A 19498-nucleotide genomic window follows, 5' to 3' on the forward strand; every position below is an offset into this window, starting at 1 on the left:
GGCCCGGAACGCTTCAGGACACTAACCGGCGCAGGCGGTACTCGAGTTTCCCGCGCCGGGTGCCGTCCTCGCTCAGGTGTGCGGTGCGCTGGATATACGCCCTGCCCCATTGCTCCAGCAGGTAGTCATCCGCGGCGCGCACATGTCCGGGCGGGAAGCGGTAGCGCAGCCGGTCAGCCAGGGCTGTCCAGTCCGCCGAGCGCAGCAGGGCCGTGGCCTCCGACAGCGAATACACGGTGTTGGCCTCAAGCACCTGGACCAGCCAGTCATAGTGTTCGGCGCGGCTGCGCGGGTTCTCGGGCAATTCCTGCTCCAGCACCTCGCGCAGGGCGGCCGCGTTCAGCTCGTCGCCGCTCTGCACGCCGGCTACCCGTGCCTCGCCGCGCAGCCGCTGCAGCGCCACCACATGGTTAATGGCGTCGAACTCCCGGTCCGCCAGTTCAATCAGCCCGGAGGCCAGGGTGAATGCCCGGTTGACTTCCGGCGGGACGGGTCCGGTGCCCTTGTACCGGATCTCATGCTCAAACTCGGCCCAGGCGTGCTGCAGGATGGTGCGGAACTGCACTTCAAAACGCTGTCCGCAGAAGTTTTCGCAGCCGGCGGGCGGGTTGTCCCGGGGCACCCGGAGGACCAGGTGCTGGCCGGAGTAGCCGAAGTCGCCGCGGGCTTTCTGCTCGGCGGATTTATCTACGTGGTCCAGTTCCTCGAAGGCGCCCGCCAGCGCTTCCATGGCGGCCGGAATATCCGATTCCAGGAACAGGATGATCCGCACGCCGATCAGGTCATCGATGTCCTCAAGCCCGTTGGCGTACCGGGGCGTGCCGTCTTCGGTGCGCCGGTCCAGTTTCCGGCCCAGGGAGTCCGCCTCCTTCACCCGGTGCTGGATGTGGTGGTAGTTCAGGCCGTCATCGCCCAGCCGGGCCAGGACTGCTGAATGGATTCCCTCATCTGCGCCCTGATAACGGCTCAGGTCCATTGCGTACGTGCCCAGCCAGTCATTGATCCGCATACTGTGCGTCGGCAAAAGTTCCATGGACAACGCGTTTCCCCTGTCTCCCACGGTTCTCCGCAGCCGGCGTCCGGCGGCGGGGCGGAACAACTGCCTCAATTGTGTGGCGCGGGCCCATGCCCCGCAAGGGTCCGGCCGGGACAGGAACGGGGCCGGGGCGGGGGCGCCGGGCGGGACCGCCGGAAGGGAAGCAATTTGTCCGCCCCTCTAGACTTGGGGACATGTCAGCGCCGCTCAGCAGTGCCTTGGCGCAACGCGTCGTGGACCGCATCTCTCCCACGCTCCAGCACAACGTCAACGTGATGGACGCCGCCGGGATCATCATCGCCTCCCGGGATGCCGCCCGCATCGGCAGCCTGCATGCAGGTGCCCGGGAGGCGGCAGCCACCGGCAACCCCGTGGTCATCCGGCGCCCCGGGGAACAGGACGGAATGCGTGCCGGCGTGAACTGTCCCATCACGCTGGAGGGCACGGTTGTGGGGGTGGTGGGACTCACCGGACCGCCCGACGTCGTGCTGCCGCTGGCCGACGTGGTTGTCCTCACCATCCGCCTGCTGCTCGAGCGTGAGCGGGAAATGGATGCCAAAGCGCTGCGGGAAGCGCTGGACAGGGACCTGTTGGGACGCCTGCTCAACGGCGGGTTCGAGCCCGGATCGGTACAGCGTGCGCTGGCCGGCGGCTCGCCGTCCCTGCCCGGCCCGTGGCGCATCGCGGCAGTCCTGGCGCGCGCCGCGGACGGACGTCCCATCCACCGGCTTCCGGTTGACGCCGGCAAACTCACCGATTACCTCTCCCGCTCCGGCCGCTACCGCTGGGCGTCCTTTCAGGGTGCCCTCTGGATCCTGCTGGACGCGCACGACGACGCCGCGCTGGCTGCCGCGGCCGGCAGCAGTTCGGTGCTGCTCCTGGGCGATGCCTGCACCGCGGACGGGCCGCTGCACGAAAGCGCCGCAACCCTGGGGCAGCTGGCGGCCCGCCCGGAGCTCCTGCCGGCGGATGAAGCCGTCCTGGGGCTTCAGGACCTGAGCGCGGAACTGGCTGTCGCCTGCATGCCCAGCGGAAGCGCCCGGCATCTGGCCGCCCGGATCGCAGAGCTGTCCGAATCCCAGCGCTCAACGCTCGCCGCGTTCCTCGGCACCGGCAGTTCCATCTCGGAGACCTCCCGCCGGCTGTTTACCCACCGCAATACCGTGATCCAGCGCCTGGAACGGATTGCGCATGTCACGGCGCTGAACCCGCGGGACGTCCGGCATGCGCTGACCCTGCAGCTGGCCCTGGTGGCAGCGCGGGCCTGACACTGTGCGTTGTGCCCACTTTCGGCCGTGGATAAACGGTAATCAGTGGTTATTCCAAACATAGGCCTGTGAGTACCGACACCCTAAAGTTGGGTGGGTGCCTGATTTCCCTCCGCCCGTCATCGTCGTTGCCCCGGACTCCTTCAAGGGCAGTATCTCTGCTGCCGGGGCCGCCGCAGCCATGGCCCGCGGTGCGCGTTTCGCTTTTGGTCCGGACGCCGAGATGATCGAGATTCCAATGGCTGACGGAGGTGAAGGGACCCTCGACGCCCTGCTCGCCGCCTGGGGCCGCCCGCCGCTGCTGGTGCCCGCCACGGACGCCCTGGGACGGGCGAAAACGGCCCGCTACGGAATCTCCGCGGACGGCCGCATCGGGATCATTGAAGCGGCCGAGGGCAACGGGCTTCCCGACGTCTCGGACGTACCTCTGCAGCCGCTGCGCGCAGACAGCTACGGCGTGGGCACCATTGCCCGCAGCCTCCTGGATGAAGGCGTCGAAGAGATCCTGCTGTGCATCGGCGGGTCAGCCAGCACCGACGGCGGCACCGGGCTGCTCAGCGCGCTCGGAGTACGCTTCCTCGAAGCCGGCGGCGCCCCTGCGGCTCCCGGGGGTGGCGGACTGGCGAAGATCAGCACCGTGGACACGTCCGGACTGCATCCGCGCGCAACGGCCGTGAAGTGGCGGGTCGCCGTCGACGTCGCCAACCCCCTCTGCGGCAGCCACGGCGCTGCAGCCGTGTTCGGACCGCAGAAAGGGGCCGGACCGGAGGATGTGGCGCTGCTCGATGCTGGCCTGGCCAACCTTGCCAGGGTCCTCGCGGCACTGCGTCCTGACGCGGACCCGGACACCTACCTCGCCACCCCCGGCTTCGGTGCGGCCGGCGGCCTGCCGCTGGCCCTGGTTGCCCTCCTCGGAGCGGAAACCGTTCCCGGCGCGGAACTGGTGGCCGATGCTGTTGGCCTGCAGGCCGCACTGGCACGCGCCGACGTGATCCTGACCGGGGAGGGCTGCCTGGACACCCAGTCACTGGGCGGCAAGGTGGTGGACGCGGTCCGCCGCCTCGCGCCGGCGGCCAGTCCCCTGGTGGTGGTGGCCGGAACGGTTCGGCTCAGTGCTGCCGAGTGCCGGGACGCCGGGATCACCACCGCGGTGTCCCTGGCCCGCGGACCGGCAACGCTTGAGGAGCTCACCGAAGATGCAGAGCTCCTCATCGAGGATGCTGCGGCCCGCGCCTGTTCAGGCCTGGCGGCCGCAGGGCGGTCACCGCGGCGTTTTGGACTTGCCAAACACGCGTGATTCCATGATTTGTCCTGTTGATAAACATCGACGTTTTTCACTCTAAAGGAACCCCATGATTGATCTGGTAATACTGCTGGTGCTGGTAATCGGCATTGTCTTTGTCACGGCAAAGCTGAAAATCTCGCCTTTCCTGGCACTTCTCGGGGCGGCCTTCATTGGCGCATTCGCTTTCCGGCTGCCCGTTGAGGAAATCATTCCGACCATTACCACGGCGTTCGGAAACACCATGGGCAATATTGGCCTGGTGATCCTGTTCGGCACGATGATCGGCGTGATCCTGGAACGTTCCGGCGGAGCGATTGCCATGGCCGATGCGCTCATCAAGGTACTGGGCACGCGCTTCCCCACCCTGACCATGAGCATCATCGGCTACATTGTCTCGATTCCGGTGTTCTGCGATTCCGGCTACATCATCCTCAACTCGCTGAAAAAGGCCATGGCGGAGCGGGCCAAGGTGTCCCTGGCGGCCATGTCCATCGCCCTGATGACCGGCCTGTACGCCACGCACACCATGGTGCCGCCCACACCCGGGCCGCTGGCTGCGGCGTCCAACCTGAACGTGGTGGACAGCCTGGGCCTGCTGATCGGCCTGGGCCTGGTGGTGGCCGCAGTATCCGCCGGCGCCGCACTGCTCTTCGCCAACCGCTTCCTGAAGAAGGACGTGGAGCTGCTGCCGGTTCCCGCCGAAGAGGCGGATGTCAGCTATGAAGACCTGAAAACGCAGTACGGCAAACTGCCGAGCGGCTTTATGGCGTTCCTGCCGATCCTGCTGCCGATCCTGCTGATCTGCCTGTCCTCCATCGCCAAGCTGCCCGGCGCACCGATGGGCGACGGCGGCCTGGCCGCCACCCTCACGTTCATCGGCACGCCCGTTATCGCCCTGGCCTTCGGTCTGGTAGCAGCCGTGTTCCTGCTCCAGGGCAAGGGCAAGCTGGCCACCTTCAACACCAACATCACCGACTCCATTGTGCTGGCCGCTCCCATCCTGCTGATCACCAGCGCCGGTGCGGCCTTTGGCGGAGTGCTGGGCAAGAGCCCGATCACGTCCTTCCTCTCCGACAACCTCGCCACGCTGGGCCTGGGCATCGCCGTGCCGTTCGTCATTTCCGCCGCGCTGAAGACCGCCCAGGGCTCCTCCACGGTGGCCATGGTGACCACCTCGGCCATGCTGCTGCCGCTGCTGGAGCCCCTGGGCCTGGCTACGGGCGCGGGTCCGGTGCTGGCGGTTCTGGCCATCGGCGCCGGAGCCATGGTGGTCTCCCATGCCAATGACTCCTACTTCTGGGTGGTGTCCCAGTTCAGCCGGATCCCCACGGCCACGGCCTACCGCACGCTGACGCCTGCCACCGCGGTGCAGGGTTTTGCCGGCTTCGGCGCCGTCTGGGTGCTGAGCCTGTTTATGATCTGATCCCCTGATGCTGCGGCGGGCTGCCCTCCGGCCGGGGAAAAGTGCCCAGGCGGGGTACCCACCCGAACGCTGCGGGTCCATACTTCTGCCGTAGCGGGTGCCGGGTCTCTCTTCCGGCACCCGGTCCCGGCGGCGGACGCCGCAAACGGATGGGAGCGGATATGGCCATCACTTCAGGCGGGAAAGGTTCAGTCCTGCGGCGGAAGCCGATTGACGACGTCGACGACGAAAAAACCGGCAACAAACTCTTCAAGAGCCTGGGGCTGTGGCAACTGACGGCCATCGGCGTGGGCGGCATTATCGGCATCGGCATTTTCACCCTTGCCGGGCTGGTGGCCAACGGCGGCCCGGACGCCTCACCGGTGGGCCCCGCCGTGTTGATTTCCTTCCTCGTGGCGGGTCTGGCCAGTGCCGCAGCTGCCATGTCCTATGCCGAATTCGCCGGCATGGTGCCGCGTGCCGGTTCCGCCTACACCTACGGTTACGTGGCCCTGGGCGAACTCATCGGCTGGTTCATCGGCTGGGACCTGCTGCTGGAATACACCGCCATTGTGGCTGTGGTGGCAATTGGCATTTCAGGTTATTTCACCGAGTTTCTCGCCGGGTTCGGCATTGACATGCCGGTGTGGATGCAGGGCACCGGGGACACCGTGGAGGGCGGGGTGATCAACCTGCCCGCCGCCGTCGTCTGCCTGTTCATCACCTGGATCCTGAGCCGCGGAACCAAGACCTTCGGCCGCTTCGAGCTGGTGGCGGTGGGCCTGAAGGTGCTGCTGATCCTGTTCATTGTCGGGTTGGGTATCTTCTACATCAACACGGATAACTACACCCCGTTTATGCCCAGCGGTTTCGGGGCGGTCTTCACCGGCGCCGCCACCGTGTTCTTCGCGGTGTTCGGCTATGACGCCATGAGTACTGCCGCCGAGGAAGCCAAGGACGGCAAAAAGCACATGCCCAAGGCCATCCTGCTGTCCCTGGCCGTGGCCATGGTGCTGTACGTGCTGGCCACACTGGTGCTCACCGGAATGCAGAACTACCGCGACATCAGCCCCACCGCGGGGTTCGCGTCCGCGTTCCAGTCCGCCGGCCTGCCGGTCATTGCCACGGTGATTTCCGCCTTTGCCGTCCTCTCCATCCTCACTGTGATGCTCACCTTCCTGCTGGGTGTAACCCGGGTCTGGTTCTCCATGAGCCGTGACGGGCTGCTGCCCGGCTGGTTCGCCGGCACGGACAGGCACGGCACACCGCAGCGGGTGACCTGGATAGCCGGCGGCGCCTCGGCCCTGCTCGCCGGGTTCTTCCCCATCCGCGCCGTTGCCGACCTGACCAACATCGGCATCCTCGCCGCCTTCGTGGTGGTCTGCGTAGCCGTGATTGTGCTGCGCTACCGCCAGCCCGACGCGCCGCGGGAATTCCGGCTGCCGCTGATGCCCTGGGTACCCGCCTTCGGCGTCCTCGCATCAGGATTCCTGATGCTGCAGCTGCACTGGGAAACCTGGCTGCGCTTCGGTATCTGGCTGCTCCTCGGGATGCTCATTTACGGGTTCTACGGGTACCGCCACTCCCTGCTGAATCCCAACAGTCCGCGACTGCGGCAGGTGCGGACGGATCCGCAGCCGGAAGGCTGACCGGCACACGCCCGCAACACGGCGAACGGGCGCACATCCTATCCGCCATTTCGGTAAAAACCGGCTATTATCTGCATTAGGTCCGCATTTGGACATTAGTTGGGGAGAACAACCGAATGGGCAGTCAGTCTCAGGCCATGCCTTCTGCGCGGAGGCGGTCCACCATGCTTTACCGCCGGGCACGCAGCGGGCTCGTGCTGATCGCTGTTTTCTGGCTCTGGATGCTGATCGGCGCCGCAGACTTCATCGCCTCCCTCTTCGGGTCTCCCTTCCACGCCGCCCTGGCCCTGTACGGGCTGGGGGCACTCACCCTGGTGTCATTGCTCTTCCTCCCCATCTGTATTGCCTACCTGGTCCTGAACCGCCCCGTGGCTACGGCCCGGGACGCCTCGATGGTGCAGACGGCGCAAAACGCGGCACACAGCGACGAGGCCGGACACGGGCTGGCACCGGTAATCCGCATGATGCCGCGCCGCGCCGTGGCCCGCGGAACGGACCTGACCAACCGTGCGGCCGCTAAGTGGCGGGACCTCGCTTCCTAGCACCTGCAGGGCCAGGCGGCCCCGCCCGGGAATGTCAGTGCCGGTTGCCAGAGTGGAGGCATGCGTTCCTCCGAGACTTCCCGTTCCGTCCTGACGGCTTCCACTGCCGCTGTTGTTCCCGCCGGACCCGTCACCCACGCCCATTACCGGCGGGAGCCGTATGTCCGGTGCCGCACGGCCAGCGGCACCGTTGACGCCAAAGCGGCGGCCTGGACACGGACGCACGTCCTCCTGCACTGGATCGACGACGACGGGCTGGCGCACAATCGGTGGACTCCCGCCGCTACGGTGCGCCGGATCCCACGGGATGACTCCGCCTGGCGTGATCCCTACGATGACTTCCGCTTCTACTACCGTCCGGTCCCTGCTGCTGCCTGAGCGTCCGCCGGACAGCCGGTGGACGCGATCCCATGCCGGAGGCCCCCGCCCGGGCGCACACTCTTGACGCCGGCCCGCCCGCGGGGGCTGATGGACGTACGCAGACGGACATAAGGTGGCGGGGCTGAGTGGATTTCCAGCATGTGATCGAGGCCGTGGGGCAGGTAATGGACCTGGCAGGCGTGGCGGCCATTGTGTTGGGTGCCCTGGCCGCCACCGTTGCAGCGGCGGCGGCGGCTCTGCAGCACCGCGGGCCGGTATACGAGGAATACCGCCAGCGGCTGGGCCGAAGCATTCTGCTGGGGCTGGAGCTGCTGGTCGCGGCGGACATCATCCGTACCGTGGCGGTTACCCCCACTTTCGAATCGGTGGGGATACTGGCCGTCATCGTGCTTATCCGCACTTTTCTGAGCTATTCCCTGCAACTGGAAGTCACCGGATATCTCCCGTGGAAACGCCCTGCCGTAACCGGTAACGAAACGAAAAAATAAACGTTCAACAAACACGAGGCGGGCCCTTGACTTCTACTCCGGAGCAAATATCGTTCTCGGCATGATCAATCCAGTCTCGATTCTTCCGTCTGTTCTTTCTGCCTCCGAATTCGGCACAACCACCACGGAGACCACCGTTGGGGCCGGTGCACTGTTTGGCTCCATGCTTGTCTTCGGCGTCATTGGCATAGTCCTGGGCGGACTAGCCATGATGGGCATGTTCAAGAAGGCCGGGCGCAAGGCCTGGGAAGCCTTTGTGCCCGTGTATGCCCAGGTGCTGCTCTTCCGCATCGCCGGCATGTCCGGCTGGTGGTTCCTCGCCATGCTGGTGCCGGTCCTGAACCTCGTGGCCCTGGTGCTGTTGTCCATCAACCTTGCAAAGGTCTTTGGCCAGACAGCCATCATGGCGGTCCTGCTGTTCCTGTTCGGCACCATCATGTACTTCTACCTTTCCTACAGCTCGGTCCGTTACTTTGGCCCGCAGGCCACCAAGGGTCCGTTTGGCCAGGCCAGCAACCCCGGCCAGCCGTCCTACGCACCGCAGGCCTAACCCCTCCCCTACCAACCGATCGAAGGCGTGTACCGGAAGGTGCACGCCTTCGGCGTATCCGGAACCGTTCCCGGGGATGTTCCAACGGGGTTGTTCCGGCCGGGGTGTTCCGGGGCTGAGGCAACCGATTTCACCGGCGTGGAGGCACTCCCGCAATAATTGTTAGGCATGCCGAACTTAAACTGCTAGGTTGCTGTCATGGCTCGCGCTCAGATGACCCCCACCGCCCCAGGCACCCGTCCGCAACCACCCGCCCGGCCGCGCAATATCCTCTTGCTTCTCGGCCCGGCACTCGTAGCCGGCGTCGCCTACCTGGACCCCGGCAACGTTGCCAGCAACATGACTGCCGGCGCCAAGTTTGGCTACCTGCTTGTCTGGGTGGTGGTGGTCGGCAACATCATGGCCTGGCTCATCCAGTACCTCTCCGCCAAGCTGGGGCTGGTCACCGGGCGCAGCCTGCCCGAACTGCTGGGTGAGCGGATCGGGCGGAAGCCGGCCCGGCGGCTGTACTGGCTGCAGGCCGAACTTGTGGCAATGGCCACCGACGTGGCCGAAGTTATTGGCGGGGCCGTGGCCCTCTGGCTGCTCTTTGACCTGCCCCTGCTGCTGGGCGGGATCATCACCGGAGTAATTTCCATGGTGGTGCTCCAGCTGCAGAACACCGGCAGGCAGCGCGGCTTCGAGTACGTGATTGTGACCATGATGGCCGTTATTGCCGTCGGTTTCACCGCCGGTGTCTTCATCAGTCCGCCGGACGGTTCCTCACTGGTCGAGGGCCTGGTGCCCCGCTTTGAAGGCAGCGAGTCTGTGCTGCTTGCCGCCTCGATCCTCGGGGCCACGGTCATGCCGCACGCCATCTACGCGCATTCGGCCCTCACCCGGGACCGTTTCCCGCAGCGCTCCGCCACGCTGACCACACCCCGGCTGATCAAGGCCACCAAGTGGGACGTCACCATAGCCCTTGCGGTAGCGGGCTCGGTCAACCTGGCCATCCTGCTGCTGGCCGCCAGTTCCCTGCAGGGCGTGGAGGGCACCGATTCGCTCGAGGGCGCCCATGCCGCCATCGGCGCTTCCCTGGGCGGCGCGGTGGCGACGCTGTTCGCCGTCGGCCTGCTGGCCTCCGGCCTGGCCTCGACATCGGTGGGAGCCTATGCCGGCGCCGAGATCATGCAGGGGCTGCTGAAGGTCCGCATCCCCATGCTCCTGCGCCGCCTGATCACGCTGCTGCCGGCACTGGCGATTCTCGCCGTCGGCATCGACCCCACCTGGGCGCTGATCCTGAGCCAGGTGATCCTTTCCTTCGGTATTCCGTTTGCGCTGATCCCGCTGGTCTGGCTCACCGCGCAGCGGGGACTGATGGGCGCGTACCGGAACCACTGGGTAACCACGGCACTGGGAGTGGTGGTCTCCGTGCTGCTGGTGGGACTGAACGTCACCCTGCTGGTGCTGACTTTCACAGGCGCCTAGTTCTACCAGGAGCGGCGCTATCCGTTGAGCGAGCCTTCCACCAGGGCAGTGGCGATGCTGTCGGCGTCGGCAACAGCAGCAAGATACCGTTCGGCGTCCAGTGCCGCGGAGCAGCCGGTCCCGGCCGCGGTAATGGCCTGCCGGTAACGGTGGTCCACCGCGTCCCCGCAGGCGAAGACCCCGTCCAGGTTGGTCTGCGTGGTGGGCGCCGCCACCCTGATGTATCCGTTCTCGTCCAGCTCCACCTGACCCGCCAGCAGATCCGTCCGCGGAGCATGCCCGATGGCCACGAAGATTCCCTGGGCCGGAAGCTCGCGGGTGGCCCCGGTGACGGTATCTGTAAGCGTCAGTCCGGTGACCTTGTCCTCACCGTGGATGGCGGTGACCTCGGAGTTGAATTCAAAGCGGATTTTGGCGTGGTCCCGCGCCCGCTGGGCCATAATGCGCGAGGCCCGCAGGGTGTCTCGCCGCACGACCACGGTCACGGACTCCCCGAAGCGGGTCAGGAACAGTGCTTCCTCCATGGCTGAGTCCCCGCCGCCGACCACAACAATGGCCTGGTTGCGGAAGAAGAACCCGTCGCATGTGGCACACCAGGAGATGCCCCGGCCGTTGAGTTTCTTCTCCTCCGGCAGACCCAGTTCCTTGTACACCGAGCCGGTGGCGAGGATAACGCAGCGGGCCTTGTAGCTTTGCCCGTTTCCCCCGGCCACCTTCTTGGTGTGCCCGGCAAGATCCACCGACACGGCGTCGTCGTACTCCACCACGGCACCGAACTTCTCCGCCTGCCTGCGCAGGTTTTCCATGAGGTCCGGGCCCTGGATGCCGTCGGCAAAGCCCGGAAAGTTTTCCACCTCGGTGGTGTTCATCAGGGCCCCTCCGGCCGTGACGGACCCGGCCAGGATGCGCGGCTTCAGCCCGGCACGTGCGGCGTAGATGCCCGCGGTGTAGCCCGCCGGACCGGATCCGATGATCAGTACGGAATCGGTGCCCATTTCAGTGTCCCTTTCCGGTGCCGCTGCGGGGTTTCTTCAAGTCTGGCGGGGATCAGGTTAGGGTCGTAACCCCGGACGCAGATAAGCGGTATCGGAACCGGCAAAGGAGCCAGCATTGGCAGCGGCACTCAGGAGCATCCAGCTGATCCAGCTTCCCCGCGGGGTAATCGACGCGTTGGCGGCGGGCGATCTGGACGGCGCCAACCGTCAGGCGCCCCTGGAACTGACCGAGCATTTCTCCCGGGACCGCCAGCCGCTGTGGCGGATCCGCAGTGCCCAGCTTCAGGAGCACCCCGGCGACGCTGTCTGGATCACTCGGGCCGTTTATGATCCCGAGCTGCGGCGGGCTGTGGGACTGGCCGGGTTTCACGGGCCGCCCGACGATGCCGGGATGGTGGAAGTGGGATATTCGGTGGACCCGGCGTACCGGCGGCAGGGTTATGCCCGGGCCGCGTTGGAGGCGCTGCTGGCCGTTGCCGCGCAGGAACCCTCCATCCACATAGTCCGGGCCACCATCAGCCCGGATAATGAAGCGTCCCGCCGGCTGGTGGAACAGTACGGTTTCGTGGCCAACGGCGAGCAGTGGGATGACGAGGACGGGCTGGAGATCATTTACGAGGTGGACGCCGGCGGGGAGGCTGGCTCAGGCGGCTGACGGCGCAGGTCTGATGCGGGGCTGCCGGGTGACCGGCGGCGGGCGGCTCGAGTACGCCGCTGGCGGCGCCGTGTGCGACGACGGCGGCCAGCTGACTACGCAGCCCGACGGCGGATTCAAAGTAAGTAGGTTGCTCCTAAAGACAGGTATTTTTCGGTCAACGACGAACGGTTTTTCGGCTCATTTCGGGACCGAAAATGTCAGTGCCGGATGAAATCCTTAGGCATGGGTCAGCTCGGGAGTACCGAACGGATAACCGAAGAATCAGGGACACAACACCAGACGGCCGAAGGCCATGCTGGCAATAAGGATGGCGCCGGCACCCCGCGCACGCTCGCGGTTTTCCATGCCGACGGCGGCGGTACGGCCGACTACGGTACGGCCGCCGACGCCGGACGTACCAGTGGACCTGCTGCAGCGGCAGACGCCAGCGCAGATTTTCCGGACGGGTTCACGGGGATCCTGACGCTGAAGAATTGGGACAGTTTTGATGAACAGGCCACCTGCGACGTGCTGGCCCGCATGGCCCATTTGGTCCGCTGGGCACAGGCTCAGGAAACGCGCCTGATCAATCACTTGGAAGAACTCTTCCGCTCAGGTCTCTGCAAGGATCTCGGCCGGGAAGAACCCGGACTGGCATTTAGCTTGGCAGCCTCGGAATGCGCCGCCGTTTTGACCGTCCCGCAGACCACCGCGCAGGCCATGATGTCGGAGGCGGCCAGGCTCTGCGAAGCCCATACCGCTACCTTGTCCGGGCTCGAAGAAGGGCGCTTCTCCTATGCCCATGCCCAGGTGGTGTTGGATCAGTGCGAGACCGTTCCAGCGTCGGAACGTCACGGGTTCGAATCCGAACTGCTGGACAAGGCCGAAGGCACAACCCGTGCCCAGTTCTCTGCCCAGGCCCGGCGACTGCGGGAGCGGACATATCCCCGGACCATTCCCGAACGGCACCTGACCGCCTTTGATAAGCGGCGGGTTGTTCTGGACCGCGACGAGGACGGCATGTCATGGCTGTCCGCGCATCTGCCGGCGGCGGACGCCCAGCAGATCTACACGGCGCTCTCCACAGCGGCCCGCGGCGAACGGACGGCAGGGGACTCCAGGACCACGGACCAGCTGCGCGCAGACATCCTGGCCCAGCTCCTTATGGGCGGTCTGGGTTCCGTCCCGTCCGGCGGGCGCAACCGTGCAGGTGCCGGCAATGAAGCCCAGCCAGGAGGGGGCAGCGGATCCAAGAATGCCGACCCCGACGCGTTCCTACCGCGGGCAGAGATTATGGTCCTCATCAACGCCGAGACTCTATTCGGTGCCAACGAGGAACCGGCCGAGCTGCACGGGTACGGTCCGATCAGTGCCGAAGCGGCCCGTAGGCTCGCCCGCACAGCTACCCGGTGGACCGGTTTGGTTCAGGATCCGGATACCGGAGAGATCCTCGGGGTTGGCAGGCGCCGAAAAGTCCCTGCCGGATTGGCCCGATGGCTAAGGGCCCGGGACGGGACCTGCCGGTTTCCTGGCTGCAGGGTTAGCACTGCAATCTCGGAAATCGACCACACCACAGAGTGGGGAAAGGGTGGCACAACGGACCATGGAAACCTGGCCCACCTATGCCGGCGGCACCACCGGTTCAAGACGTTGGGGTTTTGGACTGCGCGTCAACCAGCACCCGGCGTGATGGAGTGGACCTCGCCCACGGGCCGGGTTTACCGGACTGAGCCCTTCCTGGAAATGGGACACCGGGACACCGATCAGACGTGCCCCGAACCTGCACCGTTCTGACCCTGCGACCGGGCTCCTCGTCGGAGCGGGTTACGGCTCCTCGCCGGAGCGGGAGTTACGCCCCTCGCCACAGCAGGGTGAGGGACCCGGCCGGAGCGGGTTAGCGTTCCCGACCCGAGCGGGTTCCCGACCCGGAGCGGGTTAGGGTTCCCGACCCGAGCGGGTGAGGGTTCCCGACCCGAGCGGGTGAGGGTTCCCGATCCGAGCGGGTGAGGCGTCCCGGCCGGCGCCGTCGTCAGCGAATGCGGGACCGGATCCGCACCGCGGCGAGGACGGTAAAGACCACCACCATGGCCACCAGGACCAGAACAACGTAGCCCGTAGGCACCGCCCAGTCCCCCACATAGGCCGAGATGCCGAACAGCCGCTCCACCTCGTCGACCGCCTGCGGCTGGTCCGTCACCGCGCTCAGGGGACCTTCGGTCATTTCCTGGCGGACCACCATGGAAGCCTGCAGGAACGGCAGCGCACTCACGAAGTTACGCACCCCCTCCGGGAACGCCCCCACCGGAATGTAGGAGCCCGCCGCGAAGCCGAGGATGGTGCCCACCAGCGTGGACAGGGCAGCAAAGGACCCGGGAGTGCGGACAAACGTGACAATGAACGAGCTAAGCGCCCCGAAGGCGGTACAGCTGAGCACCAGGTATCCATAGGTGCGGGCCAGCTCTCCCGCACTGAGGAACACGCCGTCGGCCAGGGCCAGGTAGGCCAGGCTCACGGCAAACACCACGGTGGTCATGATCAGTGCAATCACCACCGTGGACAGAAGATAGCCCAGCACCAGCTGCCCGCGGCCGATAGGCGAGACAAGGAAGTCCCGGAAGCGGCCTGTGGCAGTGTCATCCACAATGACGTTCACGGCGGCCAGGCCCGTGGTGATGGCGGTGATGCCGACAATGCCGGCAAACATCCAGGCGTCAACAAAGCCCTTGATGTCCTCTTCCGAGGCCTGCGGAAAGCTCTCGGCCAGGCCCTGGGTCTGCTGATTGCCCAGAAAGAGGGTATAGAGCAGGAACAGGACCAGCGCGCCCAGAAGGGAGAAGAAAACGTTCAGCCGGTCCCGGAAATACAGGCGCAGGTTCCGGCCGGTAATGTCCATAACCACGTTCATTCGGCGTCCCCCGTCCGGCCGGTGAGGGCCAGGAATACATCGTCCATGGTGCCGTGGCGGAATTCGAAGTCCAGCACGTTGCCGCCGTGTTCGGCGAGGAGCTCCCGGGCCGTGTCGGAGCGCTCCACAGCCAGCCGGACCATGTTGGCTTCACCGCCGATGACGTCCACTCCCGTCTCCCGTGCCAGCATGCGCAGGGCACCGGGATCAGCGGAGGTGATGGACAGGACACTGCGGCTGTATTGTGCCCGCAGCGTGGTGGGCGTGCCGTCCGCGATGATCCGGCCCTTCTCGATCACGCAGACCCGGTCCGCTTCCTCGGTTTCCTCCATGTAGTGCGTGGTGAGGAAAACGGTCAGACCCTGGTTTTCGCGCAGGTCATGGATGGTGGACCAGACTATTGCGCGGCTGGCCGGATCCAGCCCGGCAGTGGGTTCGTCCAGAAAGATGATCGACGGCGAGTGCAGCAGGGCACGGGCAATATCAACGCGCCGCCGCTGCCCGCCCGAGTACGTGCTGTAGCGCCGGTCAATAAAATCCTCGAGTCCGACCAGACGGCTCAATTCCTGGATCCGGGCATTGTTCGCGGCCTTGTCCGGGGAGTAGAACCTCGCCCGGGTCTGCAGGTTCTCCCTGCCGGTCAGGATGGGATCCAGCATCGAATCCTGAAAGACCACGCCGATGGCCTCGCGGACCCCGTTGCCGCGGCGCACCACATCGTGCCCTGCCACCTCCACTGTTCCGGCGTCGAAGGGAAGCACAGTGGTGAGGCAGGAGATTGTGGTGGATTTACCTGCTCCGTTGGCGCCCAGGAAGGCAAACACGCTGCCTGCCTCCACTTCGAAGGACAAATCGTCCACGGCAGCGACCCGGCCGAACCGTTTGGTCAGCCCCCGCACCGCAATAGCCGAGTCTCCGCGCACCGTTCGCTCCAGTCCCACCCATCAGCCGGGCAGATCGTTCCATTCAAAGGGTGTGACCGTCTCGTTTTCCCAGTCAGTCCGAAGTATGGCATAGGCCACGGAAGCGACCCGGGAACCCTCTGCCGTGGGCCACGCCTGACGGTAATGCGCTTCCTTCACGAACCCTGCGCGGACAAACGTTTTACGCATGGCGATGTTGTCCTCCCGGGTCTGGCCCTCAAACCGCACTATCCCGGGCATCTCGGTGAAGACCAGGCGACACAGGGCCCGGACGACGTCGACGCCGAGTCCCTTCCCGCGCCAGACTTCCGCCAGCCGCAGGTCGAAGACCGGATTATCGTCCTCTAGGTCCTCCAGCACCGCCATGCCCACATCCTCGCCGTCGGACCGGATCCAGTAGCCCTGCGACTCCTCGTCCCAGAAATCGCCGGCGGCCACCCGCGACGCTGCCTGCTCCGCCGTTGGCGCAGGGTTCATATGGAAGGGGAAACGGTTGGTGGAGAGGAATGCGGTGACGGCATCCGCGTCTGCGGCCGTCATCCGGTGAAGGGTGATGCTCATGCCGGGAGTCTAACCGGCTCCCGCTATGGGTGGGTGGTCACCATGATCAGCTGCCAGCCTTCGGGGACCTGCGCCTGCAGCGCTTCGCGTGCTTCCAGGAAGCTCTCACCCTCGGCTTCCAGTTCCCGGGTTTCGACAGGACGGATAATGCCAGTGACTTTCATGTTTCCAGCGTAGGCAGTCCGGCTCCGTAACCGGGGGTCGCCCGGTGTTGTGTCCCCCACCCCTAGTAGGATCGGGTTTCCACCGGCGGTGCATCCTGCGCTGATTCCCGGGGATCACGTACTTACTGGACACAATCACCAGGCCGGTACCAGGCACAAGGAAAGGTCCGTCTCATGGCCGAGGCCCGCAGCGACACCGGGTATCCCGCGTATGCGCACCAGACCGGCTACCGGGAAACACCCCAGCCTCCGCTGCCCCCGCAGTCCTCCAGCCGGCGGGTGGCTGCCGGTGTCCTGGCCATTCCGCTGATGATCGCCAACGGGCTCGGCGCAGCCACCATGTTCACCAGTGACCGGGCCCTTTCCCCGGCCCTTGGAGTGCTGGCGGTGCTGTGGCTGGTCCTGACCTGTGCGGTGCTCGCAGCCGGGATTGGACTCCTGCTCCGGCGCAGCGGCGTCGATAAGAAAGCCCCGATGCTCCTGCTTGGCACTACAGCGGCGCTGATTGCGGTCGGAGCCCTCACCGCCTTCCTCCGTGAGGCAGCAGGGCCCATACTGTTCAGCGCATTCTTCGGCCTGCCGATCATCATTCTGCTCCTCACCCGAATGAGGCGGGAGAAAGCCGAGCGCGCCGTCCTGAATAAGCGGGCCTGACCGGACAGAAGCCGCCGCCGGGATTCCCCGGACGGAAGCTCGACCCGCGGAGTCCGCCATACCGCCGGAAGCCTCCGCCGAATCCCCAGCCCGCCGGAAGCATCCGCCGAAGCCCACCGCCGGGATCCCCCGCCGGAATCCCCCGCCGGAATCCCCCGACCCGGGGTATTAGAGCGCAGTACCGGTTTCCGCTGCCAGGGCCTGCAGCAGTTCGTCCTGGAAAGCGGTGTCCAGAACAGCGGCGTGGGGCTGTCTGCGCCTCCTGTGGTACCAGTAGCCGCCGCTGGTGAGCGCGTCGGGATCCTCGCTGGCCGCGAGCCATTCCTGGGTTTCGTGGCCCAGGGCAAAATCATCCGGCGCGTTCGGTCCGCCCATTTTGGTAGGCACCCAGCCCGGATCCACCGCATTGGCCAGCACCTGCGGACGGCGGCGGGCAAGGGCGGCGGAGAACGTGGTCACGAAGAGTTTGCTGTCCGCGTAGGATCCCGGTTTTCCGCCGGTCCAGTCGGCGCCGGACAGTGAGGGACGGCCGCTGAAGTGGGAGCTGCTGCTCAGGTAGATGTGCCGCTGCGGTTCCTCGAGCAGGGCGCTGAGCAGGTAGGGTGCCACCACGTTGACTTCCAGCACGGACGGACCGGTTTCCACACCGGCGTTATGGATCACCGAATCGAGGCGGTTGCCCGCATTCAGCGCCCCGGCCAGGTTCTGCACCGAGTCCCGGTCCGCGAAGTCGGCCACCACTGCTTCCGCACCGCGGTCCAGCAGCGGTTCGAGGGCGGAGGTCCGCTCCCTGCTGCGGGCATGGACGACGACGTCGTGTCCGGCGGCGAGCAGCGCATCCGCCGCGGCGTACCCCAGTCCGTCAGTGGAACCGGTAACGAGGATCCTCATCAGCTGCACGCCTTTCCCTTTAGGCCCGGCACCGCACCGGACTATTCAACGAGGTTCGCCCTGATACCGGCGAGGAACTGCTCGCCCGCCCCGGTCAGGGAAATGTCCTTCCGCCGGGCTCCGGTCCGGGGCACCTCCACCTCTTCACCGTGCAGGAGTCCCGCGTCCTGAAGCCGTTTCAATGTCCGGTAGAGGCTGCGCTCGGTGATCTTCCATCCTGTACCGGAGGCAACCCCTGCGGCAATGCCGGCCACTGTGACCGGCTGGTGCTCGGCCACCACCCGCAGGATCACCGGTGTCAGCATCGATTTTTTGTAAGTCTCCACCCAGGAGGCGATTCGCGCCCGGATCCATTCCTCTTCCTCTGAGGGATGTGCCACCCCTTAGTCCTCCCACCCACGGCCCAGGACGGACCCGGCCAGGTGGATCAGCACGCCGGTCCCCCACACGGCACTCATCAGCAGCGTGGCTCCGAACCAGGGCGTTGCCAGCAGCTCCTGCGCCGCCTGCGCTTCCGTTCCGTCTGGTCCCAAGGCGAACAGCCGAATGACGGCGTGCAGGTTAAAGGACGCGGTGACGGCGAGGAAGGCAATGACGTGGGCGATGGCCAGTCCAAAGCGGATCCGGGTCAGCCGGCGGTAATTGCGCCAGATCCAGGCTGCGGTTCCGGCGGCCACCGCAGCGGTCAATGCGCCGCCGGCAACGCCGATTCCTCCCCCGGTCAGGGCGATGACGGCTTGGACCAATGCCATGGCGGCAACCAGGGCCAGCAGATACGGCAGCAGGAGGGAGCGGGCGTTGAGGGTGCCTGACGAGGCTGTAGTGGTGTCCATGGCTGGCACTGTACCAATAGAACACTACCTACGGTAGGGGTATATTTCCGGTACCCGGAACAGGAAAGGACCTGCAGCATGGACAGGCCCTGAGGAACATGAAAAAGGGGCCCGCTCCCCTTGCTAACAGGGAAAGCGGACCCCTTCGGATCTGTGGAGCTTAGGGGAATCGAACCCCTGACCTTTTCATTGCGAACGAAACGCTCTACCAACTGAGCTAAAGCCCCCAACTGCGCCACACGGCGCGGGTCCGGCATCGCCTTCGGCATCAAAGCCGACACCACGCCGGATAACCACCCGCTAGGCTACATCGATTCTAATCACGCCGCCGGGCCGCAGCCAAACCATAAGCCCCCTTTGGAAGTCCTGCACGGTGTCGTTACGGTGGTGGCAAGGCCGCAACCGGAGCCCGGGCGCGGCCGAAGGCAAGCTCACCGGAATCAAGGAGAATCCCATGTCCGTGATCACCAAAATGCTCGAAAGCCACCCCGCCGGCCCCCGCGCCGCAGATCCCCGACTGCTGGCCGAATGCCTCGAAGCCTGCGGCGAATGTGCCTCCGTCTGCAATGCCTGCGCAGACGCCTGCCTGGGCGAGGACATGCTCGGCGATTTGGTCACCTGTATCCGGACCAATTTGGACTGTGCGCAAATCTGCGCCGCCACGGCCGCTGTGCTGTCCCGGACAGCAACCACGGGCCCCGCAACCGCCGCCCTGCTACATGCCTGCATGGCAGCCTGCGCTGCCTGCGCCGAGGAATGCCAGCAGCACGCGTCCATGCATGAGCACTGCCGGATCTGCGCCGAGGCCTGCCGGCGCTGCCTTAACGCCTGCGAAAAACTCCTGGTCTCGCTGGGCTGACCCGGCCC

Annotated in this window: 22 protein-coding genes and 1 tRNA gene; 13 read left to right on the forward strand and 10 right to left on the reverse strand. The window is 65.8% G+C overall.

The annotated features are described in order from the left end of the window. Positions 1-13: 13 nt before the first annotated feature. The gene (locus AC5RVB_RS11985; RefSeq protein ID WP_227902816.1) at positions 14-1033 is read right to left on the reverse strand and encodes a GTP pyrophosphokinase; all 1020 of its coding nucleotides are present in this window, start codon (positions 1031-1033) and stop codon (positions 14-16) included. Between the two features lie 197 nt (positions 1034-1230). Between AC5RVB_RS11985 and AC5RVB_RS11990 the strand changes: the two genes are divergently transcribed. The 9 genes from AC5RVB_RS11990 (at position 1231) to AC5RVB_RS12030 (ending at position 10068) form a co-directional block, all read left to right on the forward strand. After that, positions 1231-2304, forward strand: coding sequence for a CdaR family transcriptional regulator (locus AC5RVB_RS11990; RefSeq protein WP_494142803.1), 1074 nt, complete (start codon positions 1231-1233; stop codon positions 2302-2304). 97 nt (positions 2305-2401) lie between these two features. Continuing rightward, the gene (locus AC5RVB_RS11995; protein ID WP_494142804.1) at positions 2402-3601 is read left to right on the forward strand and encodes a glycerate kinase; all 1200 of its coding nucleotides are present in this window, start codon (positions 2402-2404) and stop codon (positions 3599-3601) included. A gap of 55 nt (positions 3602-3656) precedes the next feature. Beyond that, positions 3657-5012, forward strand: coding sequence for a GntP family permease (locus AC5RVB_RS12000; protein ID WP_494142805.1), 1356 nt, complete (start codon positions 3657-3659; stop codon positions 5010-5012). A gap of 161 nt (positions 5013-5173) precedes the next feature. Continuing rightward, entirely contained in the window at positions 5174-6640 is a 1467-nt protein-coding gene (locus AC5RVB_RS12005; protein WP_494142806.1) for an amino acid permease, read from the forward strand. Between the two features lie 137 nt (positions 6641-6777). Continuing rightward, positions 6778-7182: a hypothetical protein gene (locus AC5RVB_RS12010; protein WP_494142807.1), complete on the forward strand. Its 405-nt coding sequence runs from the start codon at positions 6778-6780 to the stop codon at positions 7180-7182. 60 nt (positions 7183-7242) lie between these two features. Then, entirely contained in the window at positions 7243-7560 is a 318-nt protein-coding gene (locus tag AC5RVB_RS12015) for a hypothetical protein (RefSeq protein ID WP_494142808.1), read from the forward strand. Between the two features lie 128 nt (positions 7561-7688). Then, entirely contained in the window at positions 7689-8051 is a 363-nt protein-coding gene (locus AC5RVB_RS12020; protein ID WP_227902823.1) for a DUF1622 domain-containing protein, read from the forward strand. 61 nt (positions 8052-8112) lie between these two features. Beyond that, positions 8113-8601: a DUF5684 domain-containing protein gene (locus AC5RVB_RS12025; RefSeq protein WP_227902824.1), complete on the forward strand. Its 489-nt coding sequence runs from the start codon at positions 8113-8115 to the stop codon at positions 8599-8601. Positions 8602-8814: 213 nt separating this feature from the next. Continuing rightward, on the forward strand, positions 8815-10068 hold the full coding sequence (locus AC5RVB_RS12030; RefSeq protein ID WP_494142825.1) for an Nramp family divalent metal transporter: 1254 nt from the start codon (positions 8815-8817) through the stop codon (positions 10066-10068). A gap of 17 nt (positions 10069-10085) precedes the next feature. Here the strand turns inward: AC5RVB_RS12030 and trxB are convergent, their stop codons facing one another. Further along, positions 10086-11063 carry a thioredoxin-disulfide reductase gene (gene trxB / locus AC5RVB_RS12035; protein ID WP_494142809.1) on the reverse strand — a complete coding sequence of 326 codons (978 nt, stop codon included), beginning with the start codon at positions 11061-11063 and terminating at the stop codon, positions 10086-10088. Between the two features lie 115 nt (positions 11064-11178). Between trxB and AC5RVB_RS12040 the strand changes: the two genes are divergently transcribed. Next, on the forward strand, positions 11179-11718 hold the full coding sequence (locus tag AC5RVB_RS12040; protein ID WP_494142810.1) for a GNAT family N-acetyltransferase: 540 nt from the start codon (positions 11179-11181) through the stop codon (positions 11716-11718). A gap of 225 nt (positions 11719-11943) precedes the next feature. Then, positions 11944-13494, forward strand: a complete 1551-nt coding sequence (locus AC5RVB_RS12045; RefSeq protein ID WP_494142811.1) for an HNH endonuclease signature motif containing protein — start codon at positions 11944-11946, stop codon at positions 13492-13494. Positions 13495-13729: 235 nt separating this feature from the next. Here AC5RVB_RS12045 and AC5RVB_RS12050 read toward each other — a convergent pair whose 3' ends face one another. Genes AC5RVB_RS12050 through AC5RVB_RS12065 form a run of 4 tightly spaced genes read right to left on the reverse strand, consistent with a single transcriptional unit; the run spans position 13730 to position 16253 of the window. Then, positions 13730-14605 carry an ABC transporter permease gene (locus AC5RVB_RS12050; protein ID WP_227902830.1) on the reverse strand — a complete coding sequence of 292 codons (876 nt, stop codon included), beginning with the start codon at positions 14603-14605 and terminating at the stop codon, positions 13730-13732. Further along, positions 14602-15528: an ABC transporter ATP-binding protein gene (locus tag AC5RVB_RS12055; RefSeq protein WP_227902831.1), complete on the reverse strand. Its 927-nt coding sequence runs from the start codon at positions 15526-15528 to the stop codon at positions 14602-14604. Before AC5RVB_RS12055 ends, AC5RVB_RS12050 begins: the two co-directional genes overlap by 4 nt. Before the next feature lie 21 nt (positions 15529-15549). Then, on the reverse strand, positions 15550-16089 hold the full coding sequence (locus AC5RVB_RS12060; protein WP_494142812.1) for a GNAT family N-acetyltransferase: 540 nt from the start codon (positions 16087-16089) through the stop codon (positions 15550-15552). A gap of 23 nt (positions 16090-16112) precedes the next feature. Beyond that, positions 16113-16253, reverse strand: coding sequence for a hypothetical protein (locus AC5RVB_RS12065; protein ID WP_227928411.1), 141 nt, complete (start codon positions 16251-16253; stop codon positions 16113-16115). Between the two features lie 174 nt (positions 16254-16427). Between AC5RVB_RS12065 and AC5RVB_RS12070 the strand changes: the two genes are divergently transcribed. Continuing rightward, on the forward strand, positions 16428-16907 hold the full coding sequence (locus tag AC5RVB_RS12070; protein ID WP_494142813.1) for a hypothetical protein: 480 nt from the start codon (positions 16428-16430) through the stop codon (positions 16905-16907). A gap of 168 nt (positions 16908-17075) precedes the next feature. Here the strand turns inward: AC5RVB_RS12070 and AC5RVB_RS12075 are convergent, their stop codons facing one another. The 4 genes from AC5RVB_RS12075 to AC5RVB_RS12090 form a co-directional block, all read right to left on the reverse strand. Continuing rightward, on the reverse strand, positions 17076-17798 hold the full coding sequence (locus AC5RVB_RS12075) for an SDR family NAD(P)-dependent oxidoreductase (RefSeq protein WP_494142814.1): 723 nt from the start codon (positions 17796-17798) through the stop codon (positions 17076-17078). Positions 17799-17839: 41 nt separating this feature from the next. Further along, positions 17840-18178: a PadR family transcriptional regulator gene (locus AC5RVB_RS12080; RefSeq protein WP_227902836.1), complete on the reverse strand. Its 339-nt coding sequence runs from the start codon at positions 18176-18178 to the stop codon at positions 17840-17842. 3 nt (positions 18179-18181) lie between these two features. Further along, positions 18182-18631, reverse strand: a complete 450-nt coding sequence (locus AC5RVB_RS12085; RefSeq protein ID WP_227928410.1) for a hypothetical protein — start codon at positions 18629-18631, stop codon at positions 18182-18184. A gap of 154 nt (positions 18632-18785) precedes the next feature. After that, a tRNA-Ala gene (locus AC5RVB_RS12090) sits at positions 18786-18858 on the reverse strand. Between the two features lie 227 nt (positions 18859-19085). Here AC5RVB_RS12090 and AC5RVB_RS12095 point away from each other — a divergent pair. Beyond that, a complete protein-coding gene (locus AC5RVB_RS12095; RefSeq protein WP_227902838.1) occupies positions 19086-19490 on the forward strand; it encodes a four-helix bundle copper-binding protein in 405 nt (134 codons plus the stop codon). Positions 19491-19498: the final 8 nt, after the last annotated feature.

This window comes from Arthrobacter sp. Y3225209, from assembly GCF_059090685.1.